This window comes from Megasphaera sp. NM10 (assembly GCF_000417505.1).
Classification (GTDB): Bacteria; Bacillota; Negativicutes; order Veillonellales; family Megasphaeraceae; genus Megasphaera; species Megasphaera intestinihominis.
In genome coordinates, this window is record NZ_APHY01000016.1 from 29,328 (window position 1) to 46,227 (window position 16,900).

Annotated in this window: 12 protein-coding genes and 1 pseudogene; 8 read left to right on the forward strand and 5 right to left on the reverse strand. The window is 53.1% G+C overall.

Features of this window, described 5'->3' with window-relative positions; all coding sequences use genetic code 11:
* Positions 1–37: 37 nt before the first annotated feature.
* From NM10_RS03795 to NM10_RS03810, 4 genes are all read right to left on the reverse strand, one after another.
* Positions 38–853, reverse strand: coding sequence for a basic amino acid ABC transporter substrate-binding protein (locus NM10_RS03795; RefSeq protein ID WP_020310283.1), 816 nt, complete (start codon positions 851–853; stop codon positions 38–40).
* 263 nt (positions 854–1,116) lie between these two features.
* The gene (locus tag NM10_RS03800; RefSeq protein ID WP_020310284.1) at positions 1,117–2,523 is read right to left on the reverse strand and encodes a sodium:solute symporter family protein; all 1,407 of its coding nucleotides are present in this window, start codon (positions 2,521–2,523) and stop codon (positions 1,117–1,119) included.
* 167 nt (positions 2,524–2,690) lie between these two features.
* Positions 2,691–6,989, reverse strand: coding sequence for an ESPR-type extended signal peptide-containing protein (locus NM10_RS03805; protein WP_020310285.1), 4,299 nt, complete (start codon positions 6,987–6,989; stop codon positions 2,691–2,693).
* The gene (locus NM10_RS03810) at positions 6,986–7,816 is read right to left on the reverse strand and encodes a LytR/AlgR family response regulator transcription factor (RefSeq protein ID WP_020723856.1); all 831 of its coding nucleotides are present in this window, start codon (positions 7,814–7,816) and stop codon (positions 6,986–6,988) included. The genes NM10_RS03805 and NM10_RS03810 overlap by 4 nt, the downstream gene beginning before the upstream one ends.
* Positions 7,817–8,421: 605 nt before the next feature.
* Here NM10_RS03810 and NM10_RS03815 point away from each other — a divergent pair.
* The 8 genes and pseudogenes from NM10_RS03815 to NM10_RS03850 all read left to right on the forward strand — a co-directional run bounded on the left by NM10_RS03815 (position 8,422) and on the right by NM10_RS03850 (position 14,078).
* Positions 8,422–9,396, forward strand: coding sequence for a bile acid:sodium symporter family protein (locus NM10_RS03815; protein WP_020310287.1), 975 nt, complete (start codon positions 8,422–8,424; stop codon positions 9,394–9,396).
* A 27-nt stretch (positions 9,397–9,423) separates the two neighbouring features.
* The gene (panC, locus tag NM10_RS03820; protein ID WP_020310288.1) at positions 9,424–10,269 is read left to right on the forward strand and encodes a pantoate--beta-alanine ligase; all 846 of its coding nucleotides are present in this window, start codon (positions 9,424–9,426) and stop codon (positions 10,267–10,269) included.
* Positions 10,270–10,371: 102 nt separating this feature from the next.
* Complete coding sequence (locus NM10_RS03825) at positions 10,372–10,668, forward strand: hypothetical protein (RefSeq protein WP_020310289.1); 297 nt, start codon at positions 10,372–10,374, stop codon at positions 10,666–10,668.
* 28 nt (positions 10,669–10,696) lie between these two features.
* Positions 10,697–11,311: a DUF6803 family protein gene (locus NM10_RS03830; RefSeq protein WP_020310290.1), complete on the forward strand. Its 615-nt coding sequence runs from the start codon at positions 10,697–10,699 to the stop codon at positions 11,309–11,311.
* Between the two features lie 242 nt (positions 11,312–11,553).
* On the forward strand, positions 11,554–11,838 hold the full coding sequence (locus tag NM10_RS03835; RefSeq protein WP_020310291.1) for a nucleotidyltransferase domain-containing protein: 285 nt from the start codon (positions 11,554–11,556) through the stop codon (positions 11,836–11,838).
* Positions 11,825–12,214 (forward strand): annotated as a pseudogene (locus NM10_RS15125) (HI0074 family nucleotidyltransferase substrate-binding subunit). Before NM10_RS03835 ends, NM10_RS15125 begins: the two are co-directional and overlap by 14 nt.
* A gap of 21 nt (positions 12,215–12,235) precedes the next feature.
* Positions 12,236–12,943, forward strand: a complete 708-nt coding sequence (locus tag NM10_RS03845) for a response regulator transcription factor (RefSeq protein ID WP_020310292.1) — start codon at positions 12,236–12,238, stop codon at positions 12,941–12,943.
* Positions 12,930–14,078, forward strand: coding sequence for a sensor histidine kinase (locus NM10_RS03850; RefSeq protein WP_020310293.1), 1,149 nt, complete (start codon positions 12,930–12,932; stop codon positions 14,076–14,078). Before NM10_RS03845 ends, NM10_RS03850 begins: the two co-directional genes overlap by 14 nt.
* Here NM10_RS03850 and NM10_RS03855 read toward each other — a convergent pair.
* The gene (locus NM10_RS03855) at positions 14,044–16,893 is read right to left on the reverse strand and encodes a heavy metal translocating P-type ATPase (protein WP_020310294.1); all 2,850 of its coding nucleotides are present in this window, start codon (positions 16,891–16,893) and stop codon (positions 14,044–14,046) included. The genes NM10_RS03850 and NM10_RS03855 overlap by 35 nt on opposite strands.
* Positions 16,894–16,900 lie beyond the last annotated feature (7 nt).

A 16,900-nucleotide genomic window follows, 5' to 3' on the forward strand; every position in this document is an offset into this window, starting at 1 on the left:
GGGTCGCCACGTGCGAGCCCCTACGACCTGATAACCATTACTTCAGCACTTCTTCCGAGCTGGTCGGGAGGTTAGGCATATCGGTGTTGAACCATTTTTTGTAGATTTTCTGGAATTCGCCCGATTCTTTCAGTTTGGCCATGGCGTCGTTGACTTGTTTCAACAATTCCTTGTTGTCCTTGTTGATGGCGAAGGCCAGGTATTCCGGTTTGGTATCGGGGATATTGATGACATCGAATTTATCTTTGCCGTCCTGGGTCAGAAAGTAATCGGCAACCGGTTTGTCGAGAATGGCTGCCGGCGAACCGCCGACCTGGAGTTCCATGATGGCTTCGGAGTTATTGTCGAACTGTTTGATCGTATAGCCCTGTTCTTCGGCATATTTAGCGCCAGTCGTACCGATCTGGACGGCAATCTGTTTGCCCTGCAGGTCGGCTACGGAATGGACGCCGCTGTTTTTCGGTGTCAAGATGACCAGTTTCGATTCGTAGAACGGAGCGGCAAAGGCGACTTTCTGGGCCCGTTCCTTGGTGACGGTCATGCCCGTAGCGGCGATATCCATGTCACCCTGCTGGATGATGGGGATGATACCAGAAAAAGCGATGTTGTTGAATTCGACATCACGGCCCATTTCTTTGGCTACGGCGCGGATCAAGTCCATTTCAAAGCCCTTATATTCCGTCGATTGGTCGTTATCCTTGAATTCAAAAGGAACAAACGTCGCATTGGTAGCGACGCGAAGCGGTTTCTTCGTATCGTTGGCAGCATCTTTCTTGTCACTGCCGCAGCCGGCCAGCATCGAAGCGGCTAATACGCCTGTAAGCAAAGCAGCACCTAATTTTTTCGTATCCATACAATCCCCTCCAGAAATTGAATAAAAATAAATTTATGCTTATTATTATACCATCTTGTGGGAAAAAGTAAAGGGCTTGTCGCAAGCGACAAGCCCTTTATCGTTGTTCGTGATTCGTAGGGGAGACCACGTGGGGCGCCCGCTCCTGGGGATGTACGAATCTTCCGGCTACGGCTAATCTGCTGGAGAAATCGGACATATCCCGAAGCGGGTCGCCTTGAAAGGACGGCCCCTACGAGCAGCAAGCAGCTGACTGCTTACTGCTACTCCTTCAACTCCGGCATCTTGATAGGTGTCTTATCGATGAGGCGGACGACGAGGAGAGTGATGATGCAGATGATCCATTCAAAATAAATGACGTGGGGCAGGACGCGGATCTGCGGGCAGAGCTGCCAGGCAAAGAGGCCGATGATGCCAACCAGGGTCGTCCAGAAGGCCGTGTTCTTGCGGCACAGGGACGGGCAGAACATGGTGCAAAGGAAGACCAGCGTGAAGGCCGTCGTCAGGCTCAAACCGATGAGCATGACTTTGACGATGTCGACGGCGTTGAAGGCCAGCCACAACGTACCGGCGCCGATGATAAGGATGATTAGGCGGTTGGACTTGACGTAGCTTGCTTCGGAAATATCCGGTTTGATAAAACGTTTAAAAATGTCCTGAGAGATGAGGGTACCGGCACCGAGGAGAATCGTGCAGGCCGTCGATACATCGGCCGCCCAGAGGGCAGCCAGGGTCATCCCTGACGAGAACGGGTCGAGACTCATGATGATCTGCGGCAGAGCCATGGTCGGATTGATGCCCGGGAACTGGGCTTTGGCAGCCAGGCCGAGGATAGCCGACAAGAAGCCGACCGGGAAGATGAGCAGGCCGCCGAGGATGAAGCCCCTGCGGGCTGCCTTGGCGTTCTTGGCGCCGCAGGCAATCTGGACCGGCCCCTGAGCCGTGATGGCCTGGGTCGTCATGACGATGATCCAGCCCAGGAGTACGGCAAAGGACAGGCCGCCCATGGGCGAGAACCAGTTAAAATCCGCTGCCGGCAGGGCTGCATTGATGCCGCTGATGCCGCCGTCGCGGAGAAGGATGCGGACGAGGGAATAGAGGATGCCGAGGTAAATGACGGTGACGCTGAGGATATTCGATAAACCGGAAGACCAGAGGCCGCCGATGGCCGTGATGCCGACGAAGACGACGGCACTGGTGATCATGCCGGCGTGCATGGAGAAGATATCCGGCATGAGGGCGTGTAAAATCGAACCGCCGGCGACGTACTGCAGGGACGTGATGCAGATCATGATCAGGGACAGGCCGATGACGCTGATGATGCGGGCTTTTTTATCGTAACTCCGTTCAAAGAGTTCCGGAATGGTCGTGCAGTTCAGGGAACGGTACTTACCGGCAGCGACAAAGCCCATGATGATGGCGCCGATAGCCCAGGCCGCATTGTACCAGCCGGCAGCCAGGCCGATTTTCGTCGCGCTTTCAGCGACGCCGACGGTCGAAGCCGCGCCGACGGCCATACCCGTGATACTGACGGCGACCAGGCCCGTAGAAAACTGGCGCCCTGCAAATAAATACTCTGTCGGGTTCTGACTGGCCCGGCGTTTGACATAGAAAGAAATGGCAAATAATAAAATGATGTATAAGATGACAATACACAATTGAATCGACATTTTCTCTCCATCCTCCTTTGACTTATAAATTTAAAAATTTGCAACCTTAGTTCCATCTATGGGAACATAATATACCAATAATTAACGTTATTATAGGCTAAAACGAAGAAAAATACAAGGAGGAGAAAAAAGGGCTTGTCGCCGTGCGACAAGCCCTTTTTTTCAATCTATGCTTTTTTCTGTGCGGCCATGGCCTGGAGTTCTGGTTTGAATTCTTCGACCAGTTTCTTTTCGGCTTTGGCACCTTTGGAGAGGGCGTTGTAGATGATTTCCGCCATTTCGTAACGGGTCATCGTGCGTTCGCCGTGGTATTTTCCGTCTTCGTAGCCCTGGATGATGCCGTTGCCAGCGAGTTTGCTGACGGCTTCATAAGCCCAGTGGTTTTCCGGGACATCCGGGAAGTCTTTGGACATATTCGGATTGATGACCGAAAGGAGGGCATCGAGGCGGCTGGTGAGATAATCAATCTGTTTCTGCTGGGCTTTTTCCCGTTCTGTCAAGCCGTTCGTGGCATTGCGTCTTGCCTTATTGCCACCCTGGCCGATACGGAGGGAAATGCCGCCGCCATACATGTTTTCGCCTGTTCCGAAGGACGACGAAACATTGACCATGACGTTTTCATTCGGCCGGTAGAAGGCGCCGATAGCCGTAGCCGTTTCGCCTTTGTAACCGCCGACAGCAGCTGCAATGTTCCACTTGGAATCAGCATCGAATTCGAGGGGATGCAGGTTGGCCAATGCCGCTGCGTTAGCCCCGACTTTGTCGACGCGGCTGTCCAGCTTGTTGACCTTGTTTTCAACGCCGGTGACGCGTTCATTGGTCTGATAGAGCTGGCTGCCATTGACGGCATCTGTGCTGTCAGCGGCAATCCGGCCCGGAGCGACGTTGACCACTTTCTGATCGTTGGCGTTGATGCCGTTGGAATCGATGTAGGTCTTGTCGCCGACCTTATAGGAAGAAGCGGTCATGCTACCGGCAACCGTAGCGTTGCCGCCGACACTGAGATCTTTTTCCATGGTGACAATATCCTTAAAGGTTGCCTGGCCATCGAAGGTAGAGGTGCTGGTGACGTGGAGTGTATCCGCCGTCGTGCCGCCAGTAACGGTTGCACCATTGTTGACGACGAGTTTTTCTGTTTTTGTCGTACCTTCTACAGTCAGGTCTTTTTCAACCGTAGCGTTAGATTCCATGGTGACGTCGCCTTTCAGGTCAGACGTACCGTTGACTGTCAGGTTCTTGCTAACGTTTGCATTGCCCTGCAGGTCCGAATCGCCTTTGACAGTCAGTTTCTGATCAACCGTTGCATTGCCATGGACACCGAGGTCCTTCATGACATCAGCATAATCCATCGTAGCCTGACCCGTTTCAATCGTGTTGCCAGAAATGGTGGTCTTTGTGACGGTCCCTTCTTTAATGGCCGTATTGTGGTCCGTGTTTTCAAAGGTTGTTCCACTGTCCGTCGTCGTTACCGTCGTTTTACCTACGGTATTGGTAATGGATTCGCTGGCCGTGTTGGTAATGTTCTGAGCAGCATTGGCAATGGTTCCGCCAGCAGCACTCAGGCTGATGTCTTTGGCACTCTGACTGATACCGGTACTGGTGCTGCCATCCGTTACGGCACTGCTGACCATGCCTGTTGTCGAATCTTTTACGATGTCGATGAGGGTGGAACCGTTGACCAGGGCATCTTCCGTCTTGGTGGCCGTCTTGGTGGTGGCGCTGTACTGGGTATCGCTGGCTTTGATCAGCTGTTCCGATTTGTCCACGGTGCTGTTGGTGTTGTTGGCCTTGGTCCCGTCAGTGATGGAGGAGGCCAGGCTCATGGCATCCTGGTTCACAACGGTGGTGTTGGTGCCGTCCGTTACGGAGAAGGCAACCTGGTCCGCCTTCTGCAGGCTGTTGGAGGTATTGGTCCCATCCGTAATGTTGGTGTTGGTCTGGCCGGCAATGGTGTCGATGGTGGTCTTCTTATCCCCATCGGTGAGCTGGGATTTTTCTTCTGCTGCGCCCCGGAGATAGGAAGCGGTCTTGCCATCGACCTGGCTCATTTCTTCTTTAGTCTGATAGGACAACTGGGTGGAAGTGTTGGAGCCGTACTCGTTGGAAACCTTGCTGACAATGGAGCTGGAAGCATCCGTTTCTACATCAATAGCCTTGTTGGTGATCTTGTTCTTTGCTTCGTTGGTGATGTTTTCTGCTGTCAGGCTGCTGTCGCCGGTCACGGTCGTGGTCTGGTTTCCGCCTACCTTGGTATCCAGGTCGGACTTGTAGTCTTCCGTGACCTTGCCGGTGACAGTGGTCTTCAATTCTCCACCAACGGTGTTGGTCATATTGCCGGTTGCTGTGTTCACCAGATCTTTGGCAGAATTCGTAATGGTTCCGCCTACAGCCGTATTGGTAATGCCGTCCGCCGTCATTTCGCTCTTTACGGCAGAACCGTCACCGATCTGGCTGGTAATGGCCGTATCCGTCTGTTCGACCTTGGTCAGCGTATCGCCGGATGCGTTTTTGATTTCTTGGAGGATGTCTTTGACTCTCTGGCTGAAGGTGGAAGTATTGCCATCGGCATCCTTCACCACGTCGCTGGATTCTGTGGAAGTCTGTTTGGACTCATTGCTGTTCTTGTCAGAATCCACAACCTTGGAAGTCACATCACTGCCTTCCACAGTCAGGGTACTCTTCTTCCAGTTGCCATCTGCGTCGGTAGATTTCGCCCAGGTGGAAGTCCCATTTTCATCATAATCGATGGCACTTTCTTTTTCGCTGCCATCTTTGGTGCTGGTGGTTTTCTGATAGGACGTGATTTCACCGGCTGCGACTTTCGTGCTGGCCGTTACGTTGTTATCGCCTACAATGCCGTTCTTGGTCAGGTCGATTTCATCCACATTCAGCTTGCCGTTGACCGTCAGGTCGCCGCCGATAGTGGCATCGCCGCTGGTGGTAATGGTTTCAGTGCTCAGGTTCTTCACACCGGTGAGGTTGCCATTCTGCATGGTTGCCGTGCTATCGGAGATGCTCTTACCCTGGATAGCGCCGCCGGCGGTCAGGTCACCGGTAATGGTGGCGCTGCCTGCCGTCAGAGCGCCCTGGATGGAAGCGCTGGCTCCCGTAATGGCGCCGCCTGCGTGGATGTCACCCAATGCGGAGATATTGCCCGTAGAAGTTACGGTGCCGCCGGTAATGGAACCGCTGGTGTTGATGTTGCCATTGGCGATGGTAGCAATCCCATCGGTCAGGGTCTTGCCCGTTACCGTTCCGTTGCTCATGGAAGCACCCTTACCGTCGGTTACTGTTTCGCCGGTGATGGTTGCCTTGGAAGTGACATTCCCGTTTTCATCTACGGTGAAAGCCCCGTTGGCCCCTTTGATGCTGCCGTCTGCGCTCATCGCTGCCTTGGCTTCGCTGTAGGTATCGCCGCCGGTGTAGACGCCGTCTTTATCTACGACCGTGCTGTTGGTGCCAACCTTGATCCCCTTTTCGTTCAGGGTGATCTGGTTGTCCTTGCCCTTGTTCAGAATCATTTCATGAGCATCGGTCTTGGAGGTGGTCACGTTGCCTTGGGCATCAATGGTAGTGGTGTTCTTTTGCAGAACATTGTCATCGCTCAGGCTCAGTCCGCTGTTGACGGCTTCCACCAGCTTGGTATCTGCTGCCACACGGCCTGCCAATTCATTGGCATCAGCCTGGCTCAGGGCGTTGAACCCATCCACCATATTCTGGTTGACCTGCTGGATGACCTTATCCTGGGCTGCATCTGCACCCAGCCGAGCAGCCGTTTCGTCTGCCAGACCTTTATCCAGCAGCGCCACGTTTTCGCCAATGGTATTGGCGGCTCTCACGATAGCCCCATCCTGTACGGCGGCATCGTCCTTGCTCACATAGTTATCAGATGTCTGTTTTTCCAGATATTCCTTCACATTGGTGATCCGGGTATCCAGAGCCGTATCGGCAGCTTCCCGGGCAGCAGCTTCAGCGGCATCTGCCTTTTCCAGATTCGTCACAGAGTATTTCCGTTTCAGTGCTTCTTCATTAATGGCATCAGCATTGGCTTTGACCTGCGTATCCAGCGCATTCAGGTTCTCGCCCACAGATTTAAAAGCATCAACATATGCCCCATCCGTCGCTTGAATATTTTCACCTATCGAAAGGAGTTCATTTTGAACTTCCTTACTAAATTTTTGAATATCTTTCTGCAGGCTTTCTTGCCCTTTATCTATCCCTTCTTTGGTATAAACTTCTACTGCCGTAGTAGAACCAGTGCCAACCGGTTCCACCATTATGGTGGCATCCGCTGCATAGCTAAACCCTCCGACCGGGAGGAGTATGAGGGCCGTGATGGCGGCCAGGGCCGGGCGTCTGGTCTTATCGCCTGTGCTGGAGGCCTTGGTATGGCCTTTGGCTAATTCCGATGCTACGACGTAGCAATTTCTTGATTTACTCCAGATGACTTTAAATATCTTATTCATATTTTCGCACCCTTTCTGTATAAAAATTTGACAGGGACCTTAATTTTGCGTACAAAAATAAAAGGTACCGGAAATGCTGAAATTTTTGGGATTTTTATGCGTCTTTTTGGAAAATGAATTTGAAATAATCTTCCTGGAACTGGGCGATATTTTCGTTTGGCCAGGGGGATTTTGTGCCCCTTCACTTCGATGTACTCACTCTTTATGATGTGAATTGCAGACTGGTTGACGATATAACCTTTTCCGGGAGAGACGAACTGGCCGGGGACGATGGATTCAAAGGTCTGCAGCAGGGCTGACAGGGATTGGCGCGTTTCCAACATGGAGCCGTCATAGGTGTGGACTTGCTGGACATGGCCGTTGCTTTCGATGAAGAGCAGGTTGTTGACTTCTTCGACCTGGATGCCGCCGCCGACGAGGCGAAAGATGACCTTTTTGCTGTGCCGCTGGCGTATCGTGTCCATGACCCGGTCCATGGCCTGGTCGAATTGTTTTTGTGTAAACGGCTTGGTCAGGTAATGGGCGGCCCGGACGTCGAAGGCTTCGACGGCGAATTCGTCACTTGTCGACAGGAAGATGATTTCGGCTTGACTTTTCTGTTTTCTCATTTCACGGGCGATATCGGTTCCCAGCAGGCCGGGCATGCAGATATCCAACAAGATGATGTCGAAATCTTTCCTTTCTTCCACGGCGTCTACAAAGTTCATGGCGTTGTTATAGGCGTATATCTCGATATTCGAGGCTTTGTTCTGGTAATAAGTCTGTACGGCTGTTTTCATGATTTCCAACTGGTCTTGTAAATCATCGCAGAGGGCAATTCTCAACATAGGTACCTCCTTTCTGTTCACGGTAAGGGAACAATCATCCTTTTGCAAGTGTATTATAACTCGTGTTGATGCTTAAAAATTCCTCCGTGACATGAAATGTACTTTTTTTGGCATAAACGGAATAGGCCCTGATTTTTTTTATACAATATCAAGTACATTGCTATTATTCTGTAATTATCCTATGAAATTTAAGTTTTGACTCCAAACGTCACTTTATTTTGCCGAATTCCGTATAACTGGAAAATGCTTGAGGTCTATTATGCTTCCGTATACAATTTACTGGCATATTAATGTGACTGAGAAACGCCATTGCATCGCGTTCCTAAATATGGTATGATACGGCCGAGGCAAAAGATAACATCACGTATCGTGAGTTATACTTTTTTCGGATATTTTTCAAGATGGTTTTTTCATCTGCTTGGATCTGCTTTGGACCGAGACAGAAAGGATGGCTCATCATTTGTTGGTAGTGCTGAAATACGTGGGATTTTTCACAATTTCGCCTGCCAGTATGGACGTTTGTCGCTTAGACACCTTTCGGTCTGTGCCGGAAGGTGTTTTTTTTTGTTTCTTTTGCCCCAGATTCTCATAGGGAGGTTTTTTTATTGAAAAAGTGTTGTGATTTTCTGGTAAACAACATGGCCATTTTCGTCGTCCTCATCGGTATTGTCGGCGCCGTATGGCCCCAGACCTTGCAATGGGTCGGCCCGTACGTTGGCTGGCTGCTGGGGATTGTCATGTTCGGCATGGGCATGACCCTGACTGTACAGGATTTCAAGACCGTCTTCAAGCGGCCGTGGGAAGTCCTCATCGGCGTCGTCGCTCAGTTCCTCATCATGCCCTTCGTGGCCTGGGCCCTGGTACGCCTCTTTGCCCTGCCGCCGGAACTGGCCATTGGCGTCATCCTCGTCGGGACCTGCCCGGGCGGGACGGCATCGAATGTCATCTCTTATCTGGCCAAAGGCGACGTCGCCCTGTCTGTCTCGATGACCATGTCGACGACGCTCCTGGCGCCTATCGTGACGCCGGCCCTGACCTGGTTCCTGGCAGGCGCCTGGATCCATGTTTCCTTCGTATCCATGATGATTTCCATTGCGGAAATGGTCCTGGTACCGGTCCTGCTCGGTTTGGCGGCTCATCATTTCTTCGCCCGCGGCGTCGAAAAAGTCCTGCCGGCCATGCCCGTCGTATCGGTAGCGACTATCGTCATCCTCGTCGGCTGCGTTGTATCCCTCAGTGCATCGCGTCTCTTTGACGTCGGCCTGCTCATGGCGGCTATCGTCATCTTGCACAATGTCTTTGGCCTGGCCCTTGGCTATGGCATGGCCAAATTGTTCCGCCTCGATTCGCGTAAATCCCGGACCGTAGCCATCGAAGTGGGCATGCAGAATTCCGGCATGGCTGCGTCTTTGGCCGTCTTATATTTCAACCCGGCAGCGGCCATTCCCGGCGCTATTTTCAGCGTATGGCACAATATTTCCGGGTCCATCGTGGCCAATTTCTTCTCGCGCCGCGATGAAAAAGCCGAAGAAAAGGCTCGTGCCCTGTCTGTCGATAAATCGAGTGTTCCTACTCATTAATTCATATTTCAAAGGAGTCTTACAATCATGAAAATTTTCCGTACTGTCAAAGAAATGCAGGCATTTGCTGGTGAACAGAAAAAGGCTGGTAAGGTTATCGGCCTGGTCCCGACTATGGGTGCGCTCCACGAAGGTCATCTGACCCTGATGCGGGCTGCCAAGGCCAAATGCGACGTCGTCATCGCTTCGGTCTTCGTCAATCCGACCCAGTTCGGCCCGAACGAAGACTATGATGCTTATCCGCGTCGCTTCGATGAAGACTGCCAGAAATTGGAAAGCGTCGGCGTCGATGCCGTTTTCCATCCGGAACCGTCGGAAATGTATCCTGAAGGCTACTGCACCTATGTCAATGTCGACGGCGACATTACGCATAAACTCTGCGGGGCTCAGCGGCCTATCCATTTCCGCGGCGTCGCTACGGTCGTCACGAAATTGATGAACATTACCCGCGCCGATGAAGCCTTCTTCGGTCAGAAAGACGCCCAGCAGGTCGTCGTCGTCCGCCGTTTCGTCAGCGACCTCAATATCCCGGTCCACATCAATATGGTCCCCATCGTCCGCGAAGAAAGCGGTCTGGCCCGGAGCTCGCGCAATGCTTACCTTTCGCCGGAAGAAAAACAGGCGGCCCTGGTTCTGTCCCGCAGCCTGCGCAAAGCCAAAGCCGCTTATGAAGGCGGCGAAAAGGATGTAGAAACACTGAAATCCATCGTGACCAAGGAAATCCAGTCGGAACCGATGGCTTCTATCGACTACGTCGATCTCTTCTCCTTCCCGGCCTTGAAACCGATTGCGACGGTCGACCAGGAAAGCCTGTTGGCTATCGCCGTCCGCATCGGCAAGACGCGTCTCATCGATAACGTCATCTTGGGCTAAGGAAATCTTCACATTATCTTCACATTTCCTCCACATCTTTTTCGCACCCCTCTGGTATAGTAGAAGCATAAACAGAGGGGTACTACAAAGGAGGTTTTCGTGATGAAGAAAAAAATCTTAGCCGGATTGGCTGCACTCGTAGTGATTGCCGGTTTTTCCGCCTTTGCAGCGACACCGGCTGCTTCAGATGGTTCATCGTCAGGGACTTACGGCCCGGGCTATACGTGTTATGACAACGGTAACGGGTATTGCCGGGGACCGCGTGCCTGCTATGATGACCAGGATAACTGCTATACTGGAAATGGCTATTGCCAGGGACCGCGCCGCGGCTGCCGGGCTGATGGCCAGCGCGGTTGTCAGGGCCGTCAGGATTGCCCTGCCTATAGCGCTCAACAGTAAGCCGTTCTAATCAAAGGGGGAAAACAATATGGTAATGACTCACTACATGGAACTCTTATCGCTCTATGAACCTTGGTTTTTGATTCTCTTCATGCTCGTACCGATGGTACTGGCCGAAACGATTTTGGCTGCCGGTGCTTTTTCCTTGCTCTACAAGGACAGCCGCAGTGAAAAATGGGACAGCCTGAGCCACGTCTGCGGCCTCATCCTGGGTGTCTTCTTCATCGTAGCTACAGTATACATCGTCACATCCTACGTGCCGACTATCCAGTGGCGCGGCCCGATTGATTACATTTCTATCTGGGCCTATGTCCTGGGCGTCATCCCGGCCGTCCTCATCCTCTTGCAGGAATTGGGCATCATCTTTAAGGGCCTCGATACAACGGCAAAAATCAAGAAACACATCGTCCTCATGATTCTCTTCGTCTTGTTCACCCATTTAGCCATGGTCTTCGGCATGGCCGACCCGCAGCTCGCAGGCTACGTCCCGCCGAAACAGAACATGCAGATGCAGATGAACGGCAATATGCCTATGGACCACAGTCAGATGGACCATAGCCAGATGAATCACGACCAGATGAACGGTCAAATGAATGGTCAGATGAATAACAATAACGGCCAGATGGACCACAGCAAGATGTAGTTTCGTGGCTAGTGGCTAGTGGTTCGTGGCTTCGTAGGGGCCGTCCCAGAGGGCGGCCCGCCTCTCCTGTTAGGAGAGGTGGCCCGAAGGGCCGGAGAGGTTTAACCTCTCAGTCAGCTGTAGCTGACAGCTCCCCTATAAGGGGAGCCATTATACGAGCCACGAACCACTAAAAAGGGCTTGTCGCACGTGCGGCAAGCCCTTTTTTTATGCTATAATTGATGTAAAAAGGGGTGAACACGATGGACTTAGCGCAGCCGATTTTAGAGGGCATCATCGCTCTGGCTAAACAATACGATATTCAAAAAGTCATTCTTTTTGGCTCCCGTGCCCGTGGCGATAATTGGGAACGCAGTGATATTGACCTGGCTGTCTGCGGTGGAAATGTCACGCGGTTTTCTCTCGATGTCGACGAGGTCATACCGACGCTGCTCATGTTCGATGTCGTCGATTTAGATGAACCGGTCCAGCCCGAACTACGAGCCGCTATCCAACGGGAAGGAGTTGTTATATATGAAAAAGTATGAGAATTTCTGCAAAGCCTTGAATAACCTCAAAGAAATACAAAAAGAAATACCGCCTTATTCGACGGTCGTCCAAACGGGAATGGTTTCCCTTTATGAAATCTGCTTTGAACAGGCTGGGAAAGCCATGAAAGAAGTATTGGAAAACAATGGCTATAGCCAGCATAAGATAGGGTCACCGCGGGCGATTATCAAAATGGCTTATCAGGCCAATCTGATTGACGATGAGGATTGCTAGCTGGAGGCGTTGCGGGACCGGAACAATGTAGCCCATTCTTATAATGAAGAAATTGCCAATAATATCATCAAGGACAGCAAGGAAAAGTACATCGCCATGTTTGAAGAGTTGCAGCGGGAAATAGAAAAAAATTGGTTGTGAAAATGATCGGGAGGTGGAATTTTGCGAACGAATTCGATTTTGATCGTCGATGATGATGAAAAACTCTGTGCCCTGCTGCGGTCCTATTTCGAGCAGGAGCGGTTCATGGTCTATGTCGCCCATGATGGCATGACGGCGTTACATACACTGCGCACCCAGAAGCCGCAGATCATGCTCCTCGATTTGATGATGCCCGGCATGGATGGCTTCGAAGTCTGCCGCCGCATCCGCCAGTTCAGCGATATACCCATCATTTTTCTGTCTGCCAAGGATGATGAAACGGACCGCCTGGTCGGCCTCAACATGGGCGGCGACGATTATGTGACCAAGCCTTTCCACGTCAAGGAAGTCATTGCCCGCGTCTACAGCCTGTTGCGGCGGACCCGTGGTGAAGTACTGCAGCAGACGACGTCGTATACCATACGGGACCTGACTATCGACAAGGAAAAATTTACCGTCCTGCGGGGACAGCAGCCCATTGCCCTGACGCCGACGGAATTCAATCTCCTGCTGGTCCTGGCCTCGGCACCGGATCGGGTATTCAGCCGCATGCAGCTCGTGGATAAAGTACAGGGCGGCTATGGCTTTGAAGGCTATGAACGGACTATCGACACGCATATCCGCAATCTGCGCAAGAAACTGGAGCCCGACCCGGCCCATCCGACGTATATCCTGACCGTATACGGTATCGGTTATAAATTCGACGGAGGGAATCATGAAGAAAGCTGACAGCATCGTCATCCGCCTGACCGGGATGGTCTTTATCCTGATTTTCCTGACCATCGCCATCCTGCTCATCCTGGTCAATAATCAGATGGACAGCCATTTTTCCCAGTATTTGAATAACATGTCGCAAATGATGGGAAACAGCCATCAGGGCATGGGGATGATGCACGGCATGATGCATGGGCTGGCGGAAATTACGTATATATCGGCTGTCCACCGGTCGCTGTTGTGGGTCGGCCTGGTCATGCTGGCCGTCAGCGTTACCATCAGCTACTTCATTGTCCGGGAAATCATGCGGCCTTTGTCGGCCCTGACTGACGCCGTCCAGAAGGTCAAGTCCGGCACGTATGGCCAGACCGTACCCGTCGAGCGTCATGACGAAGTCGGGACCCTGACGGAGACTTTCAACGATATGTCCCAGGAACTGGCGAAAAACGATAAGATGCGGCGCCGCCTGTTTGCCAACATCGCCCATGAACTGCGGACGCCCCTGGCCATCTTGCAGGGCAATCTGGAAGGCATGATCGACGATGTCATCCCGACGGATAAGAAGGTCCTCCTGTCCATGGAAGATGAGACGTTGCGCATGGGCCGGCTCATCCAGGACCTGCGCGACTTGTCGCTGGCTGAAATCAACGAGCTCACCCTCCATAAAGAACCTTATGATATCAACGTCCTCCTGGAACGGGCCGTGAGCATGCTCCAGCCTTTATGCGACGAAAAATCCCTGACCGTCCATTTGGACTTGGCCAGGGATTTACCGAAAGTATCCATCGATATAGACCGTATCAATCAGGTCATTTATAATCTGCTCAACAACGCCATCCGCTATATCGAAGCGGGATGTATGATTACCGTTTCGACGCAGGTCGTCACCGTACAGGGCCAGCCCTATGTGCAGGTCCAGATCGCCGATACGGGCAGCGGCATTGCCCCAGAGGATTTACAGCATATCTTCCAGTATTTCTACCGTAGCGAGAAATCGCGGAGCCGCAAGAGCGGCGGCAGTGGTATCGGCCTGGCTCTAGCCCGGCAGTTCGTCCGCAGTCATGGCGGCAGGATATGGGCGGACAGCGAAGTCGGCAGAGGGACGACGTTTACTTTTATTTTACCAATTCATAGCCAGCATCGGCAATGACTTTGGCAAAGGCTTCCGTCGGGATGTCTTTGCTGGTCGTGACGTCGGCTTTTTTACCTTCCAAGTCGACAGTGACAGCCGTGACGCCGTCCATGGCAGCCAATGCATCGTGTACGTGTTTCTGGCAGTGCTGGCACATCATGCCTTCGATTTTCAATGTTTTTTCCATCGTTTCATCCTCTTCTTTCTTTGGTGTACTGAGATTTTGTAATGTATATCCAGCAGTAGTGATGACTTTTTTGAAGTCCTCTGCGGAGATAGCTTTGTCAGCCGAGACATCGGCTTTTTGACCATCGAGGTCGACGACGGCATCGGTGACGCCGTCCATGGCTTTCAGGACTTTCGTGACCGTAGCCACGCAGTGCTGGCACATCATGCCTTCGATGGACAGGGTATAGTGATACGGAGCCGGAACGGCTGCCACTTCGGGAACCGGCGTTTGCGTCGCTGCCTGTGCAGCTTTCGGGCTACTGGTTTCCGGCGCCGATGTTTCACGTGAAACATCGGTACTGTGCGTCGTCTTGAAGAAGCGCAGGCGCAGGGCGTTCATGCAGACCGTGAAGCTCGACAGACTCATGGCAGCGGCGCCGATCATGGGATTGAGGCGGATGCCAAAGGCCGGATAGAGGACGCCTGCAGCCAGGGGGATGCAGATGACGTTGTAGAAGAAGGCCCAGAACAGGTTTTCTTTGATATTCTTGATGACAGCCTTGCTCAGGCGGATGGCGCTGACGGCGTCGAGGAGGTCGCTGCGCATGAGGACGGCATCGGCGCTTTCGATGGCGACGTCGGTCCCGGCACCGATGGCCATGCCCAGATCGGCTTTGGCCAGGGCCGGCGCATCGTTGATGCCGTCACCAATCATGGCGACTTTATGGCCTTCGGCCTGGAGGGCGGCGATGTGTTTTTCTTTATCCTGCGGCAGGACGCCGGCGATGACCTGGGGAATATGCAGGCGCTGGCGGATGGCTTCGGCTGTGCGCTGGTTGTCGCCTGTGAGCATGACGACGTTGATGCCCATTTTGGCAAAGTCGGCAATGGCTTCGGCGCTGGTCTCTTTTTCGACGTCGGCTACGGCGATGATACCGATGATTTCTTTGTCGTCAGCAAAGAGGAGCGGCGTCTTGCCGTCGTCAGCCAGGGCATTGAGGCTGGCCGTGATGGCTTTGGTGTCGATATGGGCTTCGTCCATGAGGCGCGTGTTGCCGGCATAATAGGTCCTGCCGTCGATGACGGCCTGGACGCCGCGGCCGAAGAGGGCCTTGAAATCGCTGGCTGTCCTGCCGGTCAGCTGATGGTCGCCGGCATAGGTCGTAATAGCTTCGGCCAGGGGATGTTCGCTGCCTTTTTCCAGGGCTGCAGCGATGGCGACGAGGTCTTCTTTCGTGCCTTTCAGGGGAAGGATATCCGTGACTTTCGGACGGCCTTCGGTAATGGTACCGGTCTTATCCATGACGACCGTGTCGATGGCATGGGCCGTTTCCAGGGCTTCGCCGGATTTGATGAGGATACCGTTTTCAGCCCCTTTGCCAGTGCCGACCATGATGGCGACTGGCGTAGCCAGGCCCAGGGCGCACGGGCAGGAGATGACCAGGACGGAGATGGCCGTCGAGAAGGCGAATTCGGCGTCGACGCCCATGACGAAGTACCAGATGAGGCCTGTAATGATGGCGATGGTGATGACGGCCGGGACGAAGTAACCCGAAATGGTATCGGCCATCTTGGCGATAGGTGCCTTGCTGGCACTGGCTTCATCGACGAGCTTGATGATCTGGCTGATCGTCGTGTCGTCGCCGACGCGGCGGGCTGTGATGTGGATGAAACCCGTCTTGTTTATCGTAGCCGACGTGACTTTATCGCCGACTTGTTTTTCTACAGGGATGCTTTCGCCAGTAATGGCGGCTTCATCGACGCTGGTCGTCCCTTCAGAAATGATACCGTCTGCCGGGATGCTTTCACCCGGACGGATGACGATTTCATCGCCGACGACGAGGTCTTCGACGGGAATGACCGTTTCGACGCCGTTGCGCAGGACCGTGGCCTGTTTCGGCGCCAGGTCCATCAATTTTTCGATGGCCGTACTGGTCTTGCCTTTGGCGCGGGCTTCGAGGTATTTACCGATGTCGATGAGGGTGACGATCATACCGGCCGATTCAAAGTACAGATTGGTGCTGTACTGGGCGACGAGGGCCCAGTCGCCATGGCCCATGCCCCAGCTCATGCGGAAAATGGCGAAGACGCCGTACAGGGCAGCTGCCATGGAACCCATGCCGACCAGGCTGTCCATGTTCGGGGCGCCCTGGAAGAGGTTGCGGAAGCCGTTGACATAATACTTGCGGTTCAAGTACATGATCGGCAGGATCAGTAAGAACTGGGTAAAGGCGAAGGTAATGGCATTTTCATCGCCGTGGAAGACATACTGGAAACCTTCCGGTACGGGGATGCCGAACCATTCGTAGAACATGTGGTGCATGGCGATGTACATGACCGGGATGAGGAAGACGATGGACCAGATGAGGCGGTGCTTCATGGATTTCATTTCTTCCTTGGCTATGTCAGAGGCGCTCTTTTGCGGAGCGCCGGCCTGTTTCTGGCTGCCGCCTTCGGCCGGGCTGGCTCCGTAGCCGGCGTCGACGACGGCCTGGATGATGTCTTGCTCGCTGACGACATTTTCATCGTACGAGGCCTGCATACTGTTGGTCAGCAGGTTGACGCTGGCCTTGTCGATGCCGTCCAGCTTGTTGACGGCTTTTTCCACGCGGGACGAGCAGGCGGAACAGCTCATGCCTGTGATGTTGAATTTTTCGTGCTTCAACGGACTC